Genomic DNA, 12,904 nt, shown 5'->3' on the forward strand with positions numbered 1-12,904 from the left:
ATTAAATTTATATGAAAAGAAGATTAGTTTTTATTTTGATATCGGTGATAATTCTTTCAGGATGTAAGAAAATTTTGTCCCCTGCCGATGAAAATATCCGTGATCTTAGCGAGATATACAATGATGCAGCATTTGCCGAGGGGCTTTTGCTCAATGGCTATGTTAGGTTACCTGGAGGGAGTTATTCATTTACCGATGTAGCTACTGATGACGCAGTATCCAATAATCCCACGAACAGCTATCGTCTAATGGCTACGGGACAATGGTCATCCTTAAATGACCCAATGGAACAGTGGACGGGTGCGTTTGCCGCTATTCAATACCTTAATTTAATACTGGCTGAAACAGACAAGGTGAAATGGGCAACTACAGGCCAGTTTACCAAAGAAATGTTTAACGACCGGACAAAAGGAGAGGCATATGGGCTACGAGCTTTGTTTATGTATAATTTGTTACAGGTGCATGCCGGTTGGGCAGGAGGAAGTTTACTAGGGGTACCCATTCTTACCGCTCCACAAGACAGTAAATCAAATTTCAGAGTACCGCGTAATACTTTTGAAGAATGTATGCAGCAGATTTATAAAGATCTGGATTTGGCTGAACAGTTCCTACCACTTGATTTCGAGAACATTTCCTCGGTCAATCAGATTCCATCAAAATATGCCGGTAAAACAACAGTTGCTGATTACAATCGTGTATTTGGGGCTTACAATCGCCAGCGTATGACCGTACGAATAGCGAAAGGTATTCGTGCAAAAGCTTCTCTTTTGGCAGCCAGTCCTGCTTTTAAGGGTGGCACAACCGTTACCTGGGCAAAAGCTGCTGATGATGCAGCTGCCATTCTCGATTTAAATGGCGGATTATCGGGCATTGCAGCTAATGGTCATTTTTGGTATGCGAGCAGCAATGCAGGTGAAATAAATGGATTGTCGGCAGGCTTGAATCCAAAAGAAGTTCTTTGGCGCAGAAATGTGAGTGATGCGAATGCCCTGGAAAGAGATAATTATCCACCTACCCTTTATGGAAATGGCCGTGTTAATCCGACACAAAATCTTGTTGATGCTTTCCCGATGGCCAACGGCTTTCCTATTAATGATCCGAACAGCGGGTACCTGGCCAGCAATCCCAATGCCAATCGCGATCCACGCTTGGGCTTGTATATAGTGGTAAACGGCAGTAAGGAAGGTTCTCAAGGCAAAACGATTTATACAAAAATAGGCGGAACTGATGACGGTTTGAATGCTGTTCCCACATCAACCCGTACGGGTTATTATATGCGGAAGTTGCTTCGTGAAGATGTGAGTGTTGATCCGGCAAATTCAAATATGCAGAAACACTATGTGCCATATATCCGCTATACAGAGTTGTACTTAGCTTATGCCGAAGCAGCTAACGAAGCCTGGGGTCCAAATGGTAAAGGCACACACAGTTATTCTGCCAGGGAAACTATAGCTGCGATCCGAAACAGAGCGGGAATTCAACAACCTGATCATTTTCTCAGTGCTATAAACAGCACCGACGATATGAGAAAGCTCATCCATAATGAAAGACGACTGGAGCTTTGTTTTGAAGGATTCCGTTTCTGGGACCTGAGAAGATGGAAAGAAAGCCTGGTTGAGTCTGCAAAGGGTGTAACCATTAATGCGGATGGCAGCTCTGTTGTTGGTCCTGTAGAAACGAGACTGTACAATGATCATATGCTTTTTGGACCAATACCATATAACGAGATACAGAAATGGGGATTAACTCAAAATACGGGCTGGTAATTTTAATCACATCTAATTGACAAATCAATGAAAAAAATATTTTTTTTATTACTAATAGGATATTCGTTATTGACGGCATGTAAAAACGCTGACGTAGCGTTCCCGGACTATAAATACACCACGGTTTATTTTGCAAATCAATATCCGGTAAGAACGATTTTGCTGGGAACGAGTTATGTCTCCGACAATGCACTGGACAAGGCGCATCAATGTATCATCTATGCCACAATGGGAGGTGTTTACAGCAATAAACAGGACCGTACCCTTGATGTGACAGTTGACAATTCCCTTTGTCATAATCTGACATTGGAAAGTGCAACCGGTGACAAGGTTTTGCCTATGCCGGCTAATTATTATTCGCTGCCTTCAGACATGAAGGTTACGATTCCTTCAGGATCGATGATGGGAGAAATCAAGGTCCAATTAACGGACGCTTTTTTTGCTGACCCTCTGGCTGTTAAAACAACTTATGTTATTCCGCTAAGGATTACGAAAGTTGTGAATGCAGATTCTATTTTAAGCGGGGTACCAGCAAATGGTTCTGGCCGAAATCGTCTAATTCCAACAGACTGGTCGACCCAACCAAAAGACTACATCCTGTTTGCGGTTAAATATAAAAATCCATGGGATGCAATTTATTTGCGTAGGGGAATTGAAAAATCGCCAGACACAACAGTAGTATATCATCAAAAACATGTGGAATATGATCAGGTAGTATCAACTGTTGCAACCAAATCGATGGACGAAGTTTTAATCTCCTTGAGAGGTAAAACCAAAGGCAATGTGGACCTCCCTTTTCAGCTGCAGCTCAAATTTGATAACAATGGCAACAGTACCCTGACAAACCCGGCGGCAGTAAATTATACGGTTACCGGAAAGGGTAAGTATGTTAAAGACGGTGATATGTGGGGGGATAAAAAAAGGGATGTGCTTTATCTGGACTATCAGGTGAAATTCGGTGCTGCTACCCATGTGTTTGCAGATACCCTGGTTTTGCGCGACAGAGCCGAAAGTTTTCAGCTTTTTACCCCTTATTATAACAAGTAAACGCTTAACTGCGCTTATGCCGGATCGCGTGACTTAAAAGTCACCGATCCGGCATTTTCATTAAAGTACTTAGAAGACCAATTCCCCATTGGCGCATACCTTTAAATCTAAATTCCTTCCGCTTAATGGCAAAGGTTGGCAATTCATTTCAATTCAAGTCTTGTGTCTGCAGGACTTCAGCTGCTCCCGTGTTTGAGGAACGATATCGGATTTTATCTCCCGGAGAAGGACCTGCTCTCATTTTCATGTATTTCCATTTAATCCGGCAGTAGAATTGGCTTTAAATCGGGTATCTCTCAGGATATTGTTTGTATTGATCTGAGAGAAAACTAGTGAATTTCCGCTTCAACCTTTTATCCAGGTCTATGTGCTATAAATGTGCTCTGATTTTGGGCTGCTGTATCGATTTTGTTATTGCTATTGAGGAATAACCTTGCATTTGAATGCACGTTTTATGTTAACATAAGTGCTCTTCTCTTTATCATTTGAGGCATCCGTGGCTTTAATGGGAGCCTATATTTGACCTTCATCTAACCAATAATTAACCTATCAGGCCAAAGGAGCTTTGATCAATAACAGACTTTTTCGCACATGTTGACATCAGTAATTAGTTACCAACCCGACCGTATTGCGTTTGCTTTTTTTCATCCCGGTGATTTTTAACTGGGGAGATTTCTGCCTGAGCAAGCAGAAAAAAACAGGCAAGAGGAGGGGGGTAGTGTTGACTACAGACTAAAATAAACCAAAATAAACCAAATATGAACCAAACAATTTCTATTAAGAAATTACCGATCTTTTTGTGGTTGGTAACTTCGATGGTGCTCCTGCACTTAAACGGGCATGCCCAGGAGAGGCAAATTACAGGGAAGATAGTAACAATAGATGATGATGCTCCATTGCCGGGAGCTACAATACAGCTGAAAACAAAAAAGACATCGGCATCTACCAATGAACAGGGACTGTATACTATACGGGCGAATACCGGAGACATCCTCGTCTTTAAGATGATCGGCTTTCAACAGCAGGAAGTAATGGTAGGCGATGCCAGTATCATCAATGTGAGCTTAAGGACCGAACATACAAAACTGGATGAAGTTGTTGTAATTGGTTACGGGAACAAAAGCAGGGGGGATCTTACGGGCTCCATCTCCTCGGTGTCAGGAGCTGATATCGTTAAAACGCAGCCCACAACGATTGATCAGGCTTTACAGGGAAAGGTTCCCGGTGTTGTTGTACAGCAGATCTCAGGTCAGCCCGGTGGCGGTGTCTCTGTGCAGATTCGCGGCTTGTCGGGTTTTAGCAATAATCCTCCCCTGTATGTAATTGATGGGGTACAGATATTGCCTTCAACTGGCGATAAGGGTACCAATCCTTTATCAAGTATCAATCCTTCTGAAGTAGCTTCGATAGATATCCTAAAAGATGCATCAGCTACCGCTATTTACGGAGCCCAGGCAACTAATGGTGTGGTCATCATTACCACAAAGAGAGGAGTGTCTGGCCCCCCGGTAATCAGTTACGATGGATATGCCGGAGGCCAGGCCTTGCCTAAATACTACGATGTAATGAATTTGCGGGAATATGCAACGTTCATGAACGAGAAAGGGGGCATAATTGGTTATGATTTAAGGCCTCAATTTGCTAACCCACAATACCTGGGCGAAGGAACGAACTGGCAGGAGGCCTTGTTTAGAACAGCGCTCATGCAAAACCACAACTTATCCCTTACCGGTGGCGATGCCCGAACGACATACTATTTGTCCGGCACCTACTTTGCTCAGGATGGGATCGCTTTAGGTTCTGATTTTAAAAGGATTTCAACCAGGTTAAATCTGGATAACAAAACAACAGATTGGTTAAAGATTGGCGCAAGTTTGCAACTGGCGAATGTAAAAGAAAATGTAACTACTTCACAGACGGGCGTAATTCGTCAGGCATTAAATCAGACTCCTGATGTGAACATTGTAAATCCTGATGGCACCTGGGGCGGAAATGACCCCAATGTTTATGGTGCTACAGGGACTAATCCATTTGCTCTGGCGAGTATCGTAAAGGACTTTAAGAATCGATATGAGTTATTTGGAAATGCTTATGGCGAAATCCAGTTTGCAAGAGGGCTTAGCCTGCGCAATGAAATATCGGGGAATTTTTCTACTGCTTCTGAAGACCAGTTCGATCCCATTTATACAATGGGCGCATATTCTAAGACCTCCAATTCGGCAACTTATTTTAGCGGTAAAAACAGCTTTTATTCACTTACCAATTACTTAACCTACTGGCATTCATTTGGCAACCAATTTAACTTAAATGCGATGGTGGGACATGAATCTAAAGTGTGGGAATACGAAAACGTATCGGCAACCAGAACAAATTTTCCAAGTAATAATGTACAGGCAATAAACAGTGGTGATGCGACGACAGCAACTAATGCCGGTGCAAAAGGCCAAACTGCAGGAGAGTCTTATTTTGGGCGTCTTGATTTAAAATACAACAATAAGTATAACCTAACACTTAATGTGCGCAACGATGGTTCTTCAAAATTTGCCCCTGAAAACAGGTGGGTAGCTACTTATTCCGGAGCATTTTCCTGGAAATTGAATCAGGAAAGCTTTCTGAAAGACATAAAAGCAATTAATGATTTGAAACTTCGTGTGGGTTATGGGTTGCAGAATAATCAGAACATACGTGATTATGCTTATGGCTCAACATTAACAACGGTGGCTACCTCATTATCGGGTAACGCGCAACTATTGGCTGCCAGTGGCAATCCAGATGTTAAATGGGAAACAACTAAAAGTTATAATACAGGTTTAGATGCAAGCATTTTGGACAGAAGGATTGAGTTTTCTGTGGATGCTTACTATAAAAAAACAGATAACTTACTACTGAGTCTTACGCTGCCATTGTATTCAGGAATGATTGATGCGACAGGTTATGCTCCGGGATCTATCCAATCGCCATATATCAATATTGGTTCTGTCAGCAATCGGGGATTCGAATTTGCGATCACCACACACAATGTGAAAAGCAAGAATTTCAACTGGAGAAGCAACCTGACATTGTCTCACAATAAGAATAAAATTCTCGCCTTAAATACCGATGCTGCCGCTTTATATGGTTATGCCGGGAGTACCGTCATCACCAAATCCATTGTAGGCAGATCTATAGGAGAGTACTATGGATACCAAACCCTGGGTACTTATAAAAATGCCGCAGATTTCGCAAAATATCCGGCAATACCACAAAAAGGAGGAACTGCATTACCAGTTACCAACGGTTCCGGAGGGGTGTGGGTAGGCGATGTGATCTTTAAAGATCAAAATAACGATGGTATAATAGATGAAAGTGATCAGGTTTTCTTAGGTACACCAAATCCGAAATTCCAATTTGGGATCAACAACAGCTTCAACTATAAGAACTTCGATTTGAACATTTTTATGTCCGGTAACTATGGCAATAAGCTTTTTAACCAGGTAAGGGTCGATGCAGAGAACCCAAATCAAAACTTCGGATATTTTAAAAATGTACTCAATTATGCACGAATCGGATTAATTGACCCTGCGGGTTCAGCTTCGGACATTAACAATGTGTACATTACCAATCCTGAAACAACGATCACCAGAATTAGCCAGAGCAGTGGCAACGGTAACCAGCGTTTTTCTGATAAATACATCGAAGATGGCTCTTTTTTAAGATGTAAAAGCATCACGCTTGGCTATAATTTTTCAGAGAATTTCCTGGCTAAAATACATCTAAAATCATTGCGCCTGTATGGTCAGGTAACCAATGTGTTCACCATAACAAAGTATAAGGGGTATGATCCTGAAATAGGTTCATGGAATCCTTTGGCTGCAGGTGTGGACAATGGATACTATGCACAGCCACGTGTATTTACTATTGGTGCCAACATCTCTATTTTAAATAAATAAGACTAAAATTATGAAACATATTAAACTATACCTATTCACTTTGTTTGCCGCTGTAATCCTGGGCGGATGTAAAAAAGATTTCCTGGACAGGGCACCTTTGTCACAAATAACAACGGACAATTTTTACAAAAGTTCATCTGATTTAAGACTTGCTACCGCTGCACTATATGCACAGCCATGGAACGATTGGAATGGTTTTCCTTTACTCGGTATCGGTGATATTTTGAGTGGCAATATGCTACAGCCTTACAATGCCGATTTGGCTCAGCTGACCTCATTTTCAATCACCAGCGATAATGGACAAATCAGTACCTCATGGCGCTGTTTTTATAAAATTGTAGGCCACTGTAATGCCAACATAAAAGCAATCAATGCAAAACTGCCGGACAGCGTACCCGTACAAAGTAAAAACGGTGCCCTTGGCGAATTAAAATTCTTACGAGCTACGGCTTATTTTCATCTGGCTCAGTTATGGGGTGCGGTGCCTATCATCGAAGACAATGATCAATTAATTAAAAATCCACTGTTGCCTCGTCACTTGCTTAGCGATGTCTATAAATTTATAATTAACGATTTAAGGTTTGCGGCAGCTTCATTGCCGATTCGTGATCAGCCTGGTCGTGTCACTACCTGGTCCGCCCAGGGCATGTTGGCTAAAGTATACCTGACAAGAGCCGGAATTAGCGGAAGCAGGAGCCAGATGGATTTAGACAGTGCTGCTTTCTTTGCTAAAAACGTAATCAATACAAGCGGTCTAACACTTTTGCCAAATTATTATAACCTTTTCAGAACACAGTTTAATGACAATCCTGAGTCACTTTTTGCCTTTCAGTGGGCGCCAGGTGTAGGCTATGGCAATGGTAATGCCATTCAAACCCAGTTTGCACCGAGTGGAGCTATAGTGCCTCCAGGTGGTGGTTGGGGTGGGGCTATCGGACCAACCTTCGACCTGGATAGTATCTATACACCACAGGATTCGATACGCCGTAAAGCCACGTTCATGCTAACCGGTGATCATTATCCGGAATTGAATGCTTCCGGGGGTGGCTATACAGCAACCGGTTGCAGTGTTAAAAAGCATATTGTTGGTACCGCTACAGATAACAATTCACCCACTATGGACATTTGGTCATCTCCACAACACAATACCGTATTGCGTCTGGCAGATGTCTATTTAGTGTATGTTGAGGCTTTATTGGGAAACAATAGTTCCACTGCAAATTCGGAAGCATTAAGAGTTTTTAATATGATTAGAAAAAGAGCAGGTGTTGATGAGGTAACAAACATTACAACGGAATCACTTAGGAATGAAAGAAGAATTGAACTGGCTTTTGAGGGACAATATTGGTTTGATCTGGTGCGTCTTTCGTATTACAATCCGCAGGGGGCAGTTACACTGCTGGGTAACCAAATTCTGAAGAATACAAGGGTGCAGTTTACTTATGATCCATCCACGGGTGTAAAAACCAGATCTGCCAGTGATATGGTGATCACAGCCCCAACCATTGCGACGTTTACCCTGCCGATACCGGCTACTGAGATTACCGCTGACCCGAAATTACTGGGTGCTCCGGTGGCCTATTACTAAACTGAATTATTTATTATTAAATGATAACATATGAAAAAGCTACTAAACAAAGCTAATAGCCTTTTATTACTTGTTTTATTTGCAACAATGTTCTTTATACTGGAGGGTTGTAAAAAAGAAAACTCATCATCATCAACTGGTATCCCGGTGATTACAGGGGTACGTAACTACGTAGCCAGTCCCGGAGACTCCCTTTTAACTAGTGTGGGTACCGGAAAATGGGTCGTTATTTCAGGCCGTAATTTAAAAGGTGCACTTCAAATTTATTTCAATGGCGTAAAAGGCGCTTTCAATGACGCATGGTTTTCGGATACAAGTGCTATTGTATTGTTACCTGAGGTGATTGCCTTTCCTCTGGTACAGGCTGCCGACCTCAATACCATACGCTATGTAACCGTACATGGGGAAACCACATTTTCGTTTCCTATTGTTGCTCCTGCTCCTACAATTTCCGGCATATCTAATGAAAGTGCCAATCCAGGCGACTCGGTTAAGATAAATGGATTTAATTTCTTTTTTATTGAGCATGTCAGTTATGCCGGAGTAGAAGTAACGGGCTTTACAGGTTCCAGTGACGGCACCGCTATCAGTATGGCTGTACCGGCAAGCGTTTCATCAGGTGGTCCGGTCACCGTGGTCACAAAATCAGGGTCAGCAACAACCTTTTATCATGTTCATGATTATGTAACCGGGGTATTGAATAATTATGATGGAATAAATACCTTTTCCTGGGGATCTGATGTTTCAAACAGTTCTGTGAATTTTCCTGGAAACAATGGTAATTATGGCGTCATGAAGGCCTCAAATATTCCTGCCGGAAATGGAAACTGGTGGGATGGCGGACGGTCAGTCAATACGAATGCAGTTCAATGGGTCCCTGTTGCCAATTTACAGGATACCTTAAATAATTATGCATTAAAGTTTGAAGTAGCCGTTAATAAGCCATGGGTGAATGGCTCTATTCAGATTGTAAAAGATTATACCTGGACTTATTTTGCTCTTTACCGCCAATGGAAAAACGCCAATGGTTCCACCACACCATTTAAAACAAATGGCTGGCAAACAGTTACCATTCCATTGTCAAATTTCTTAAGCAATGGCCTGCCAGCTTCAACACTGACCGAATTACTTGGTTCAACTGGAAATGGCGCGCTTAACCTAACATTTATGAATGATGGCACCACAACAGTCGATAATTTTGAGGCGGCCATAGATAACATCAGAATAGTAAAAATAAAATAAATCAAAATATAGGTCCGTAGCGTTACGGGCCTATAAAGTTTGTATTTAGTTTATAACAGGTACTCAGCCTGGGAGATGTATGATCATTAAAGAAGCGTAAGGGAACTGAATGGTGTTGACGCTAAGGGCTTACCTTAACATTCGTCCTACAAATAGAAACATTTGATCCATTCCGGAATGGGATTTCTGGGGTATTTTTGACTTTGATGACCAATTGGCCTCCAACGGGAATCGAATCTGAAAAGCATTAGCGCGATGGGCTATCGGCCGAAAAAACCAACTATAAATATAAACCAAAAAAAATAAACAGTAGAACGAAAAACCAATGAATCATTTTGGAATTATAAAAATTAAAGGGCAACAATCCTTCCAAATATTACTGCTACTAATTACTGTGCTTATTTCATCCTGTAAAAAAAAAGAGCCAGTTCAAGCTGAACTCAGTGTTTCTTTAGCTGAAGTCGCTTTTCAGCCAGCAGGAGGAAACTCCAATATTACCATTACCAGTAATGCAAAATGGACCATCAGTAATCCTGCAACTTCCTGGATACAGTTAAATAAAACAGCAGGGAATGAAGGGAGTACGGCTCTTCAATTAACGGTGGTGCCTAATGGTACCGGTGCTTCACGATCCGCTACCCTGGTGGTCACTTCAGACAATGGTCAGGCCAGAAGGGTTATCCTTTCACAAACAGGTGACCTGTTTCCGTCCTACAATACCTCTCCTAAAGCACCGGATGAAACGGGCATGAGCAGTACGGCTGTTCAACTGGCTGCTAAAATGAAATTAGGATTGAATATTGGTAACACAATGGAAGCCCCGGGCGGAGAAACCGGATGGGGCAATCCCCAGATTACAGAATCCTATATTAAATTTGTAAAGCAGACAGGTTTTAATGCAATACGGATTCCCTGTGCATGGGATTGGCAGCATTTAAGTGATCGGTCAAAAGCCAAAATAGATCCTGTGTGGCTTAATCGGGTCAAAGAGGTCGTTAAGTATTGTGTTGATAACGACATGTATGTGTTGCTGAATATACATTGGGACGGTGGTTGGTTAGACCATAATATCAATAAGATTAAGAAAGACTCGGTCAATGCCAAGCAAAAAGCTTTTTGGGAACAGATCGCTACAACGATGAGGGATTTTGATGAACACCTGATGTTTGCAAGTGCCAATGAACCTCCCGTTGAAAATGCTGAGCAGATGGGCATACTAAACAGTTACCACCAAACATTTATCAATGCAGTTCGCTCCACGGGAGGTAGAAACAGTTACCGCGTACTGGTTGTTCAGGGTCCTGGTACTGATTTCGAAAAAACCAACAACCTGATGAATACCCTCCCCGGCGACCAGGTTCCAAACCGTATGATGGTTGAAGTGCATAATTATACGCCCGCACAGTTCACAATACTGATGGATGGAGATGCCACCTGGGGTAAAATGTTTTACTACTGGGGAACGGGACATCACTCCACTATTGAACCGAGCCGTAATGCAACCTGGGCAGAAGAAAATGAAATATCGAGATTATACGCACTGATGAAAGCTAAGTTTGTTGACAAAGGGATCCCCGTGATCATGGGTGAGTATGCGGCTTTTCGAAGAACAAGTGCCAATAACCGCCCTTTGGATATGGCAAAACATAATGACGCTGTGGACTACTGGAATAATTATTCAACCAGAGAAGCGATTAAATTTGGTTTCAAGCCATTTTATTGGGAACAAGGAGATGTCATGGACCGCAGAAATAACAAGGTCCGTGATCAACGTACTATAGATGCCCTGATTTCAGCCGCAAAGTAATAATTGACCATATGAATAAACTAATAATAACTATCTTTCTGCTCCAGATGAGCGTTTTCGCGAAAGCTCAGTACCAAACCCAGCCGAATGAAAAGGGTGCCGGCTTTTACCTAAATCCCATTTTTGCAGGAGATTATCCGGACCCAAGTATTTTACGGGATGGTGATGATTATTACATGGTCCATTCTTCTTTTGAGTATTATCCAGGCTTACTGATCTGGCATTCAAAAGATCTGATTAACTGGAAACCGGTGACCCATGCTTTACATAAAAATGTAGGCTCGGTGTATGCCCCCGATTTGGTGAAGTATAAAAATAAGTTCTATATCTATTTCCCTGCAAATGGCACCAACTACGTGGTAACGGCAGATTCTATAGCCGGTCCCTGGACTGAACCTATTGACCTGAAGATCGGCAATATTGATCCGGGGCATATTGAAGATGAACATGGCAAAAGATATTTATTCTTTAGCAGCGGAGGATTTGTACCGCTGTCTGACGATGGTCTTTCGATTACCGGAAATCAACAGCGTTCCTACAGTGGCTGGCCTATACCTAAAGACTGGACTATCGAGTGCTTTTGCTTGGAAGGTCCCAAGCTAATAAAAAGGGGAGAATACTACTACCTTACAACAGCCGAGGGTGGTACAGCCGGTCCTGAAACTGGTCACATGGTCATTTCCGCACGGTCGAAATCGCTATCCGGCCCCTGGGAAAACTCTCCTTACAATCCGATTATCAGAACAACAAAGCAATCTGAAAAATGGAAGTCAAAAGGGCACGGCACCTTATTCGACGATGCTAAAGGTAATTGGTGGATGATATTTCATGCTTATGAAGCTGGCTTTTACAATAAGGGCCGTCAGACCTTACTACTGCCGGTAGAATGGACCAAAGATGGCTGGTACAAAGTACCCGATGGTGTAACAGATAGCAAACCGATCAGGAAACCAAATTTAGTTGAGTCTAAAACGGACTTTACATTGAACGATAATTTTAAAGGAAATAAATTAAAGTCTCAATGGGCATTCTTCGAAGGATTGGATACCAATAGGTTTAACTTATCTGATAATGGATTGACAATTAGTGGAAAAGGGACTAATGTAGCCAATAGCTCGCCTTTGTTGTGCATTCCATCGGGCCATTCGTATATGGCAGACCTGGAGTTATCAATAGCAGGAAAAGGAACAGGTGGCTTGGTTCTTTTTTACAACAACAATGCATATTCAGGCATCCTGGCCAACAATGAAAGCATATTTGCCAATTTACGTGGCTGGCAGTTTCAAACGGAAAAGAATGTGATAAAAAATCATGTATTCCTTCGCCTGAAAAACATCAATAATACAGTGGATATGTATTATAGCACAGATGGTACGAAGTGGAATAAGATTGAAAGCTCTCTTGAGGTTTCTGCCATGCATCACAATGTGCTAAGTGGGTTCTTAAGCTTAAGGATAGGCTTGACCTCAACGGGCGAAGGTAATGTAACGTTTAAGAATTTTAAATTTACTCCAATAAATTAAAC

At 42.0% G+C, this 12,904-nt stretch carries 7 protein-coding genes; all 7 read left to right on the forward strand.

Features of this window, described 5'->3' with window-relative positions; translation table 11 throughout:
- Positions 1-11 precede the first annotated feature (11 nt).
- A complete protein-coding gene (locus tag HQN83_RS03590) occupies positions 12-1,766 on the forward strand; it encodes a RagB/SusD family nutrient uptake outer membrane protein (protein WP_173088639.1) in 1,755 nt (584 codons plus the stop codon).
- Between the two features lie 27 nt (positions 1,767-1,793).
- Positions 1,794-2,813, forward strand: coding sequence for a DUF5627 domain-containing protein (locus HQN83_RS03595; RefSeq protein WP_173088641.1), 1,020 nt, complete (start codon positions 1,794-1,796; stop codon positions 2,811-2,813).
- Positions 2,814-3,571: 758 nt separating this feature from the next.
- Positions 3,572-6,742, forward strand: coding sequence for a SusC/RagA family TonB-linked outer membrane protein (locus HQN83_RS03600; protein ID WP_173088643.1), 3,171 nt, complete (start codon positions 3,572-3,574; stop codon positions 6,740-6,742).
- A gap of 10 nt (positions 6,743-6,752) precedes the next feature.
- Entirely contained in the window at positions 6,753-8,330 is a 1,578-nt protein-coding gene (locus HQN83_RS03605) for a RagB/SusD family nutrient uptake outer membrane protein (RefSeq protein WP_173088645.1), read from the forward strand.
- Positions 8,331-8,360: 30 nt separating this feature from the next.
- Positions 8,361-9,572: a glycan-binding surface protein gene (locus HQN83_RS03610; protein WP_173088646.1), complete on the forward strand. Its 1,212-nt coding sequence runs from the start codon at positions 8,361-8,363 to the stop codon at positions 9,570-9,572.
- Positions 9,573-9,897: 325 nt separating this feature from the next.
- Complete coding sequence (locus tag HQN83_RS03615; protein WP_173088648.1) at positions 9,898-11,379, forward strand: cellulase family glycosylhydrolase; 1,482 nt, start codon at positions 9,898-9,900, stop codon at positions 11,377-11,379.
- 11 nt (positions 11,380-11,390) lie between these two features.
- Positions 11,391-12,902, forward strand: a complete 1,512-nt coding sequence (locus HQN83_RS03620; RefSeq protein ID WP_173088650.1) for a family 43 glycosylhydrolase — start codon at positions 11,391-11,393, stop codon at positions 12,900-12,902.
- The last annotated feature ends 2 nt before the right edge of the window (positions 12,903-12,904 follow it).

It is taken from the genome of Pedobacter foliorum (genome assembly GCF_013266735.1).
Lineage (GTDB): Bacteria > Bacteroidota > Bacteroidia > Sphingobacteriales > Sphingobacteriaceae > Pedobacter > Pedobacter foliorum.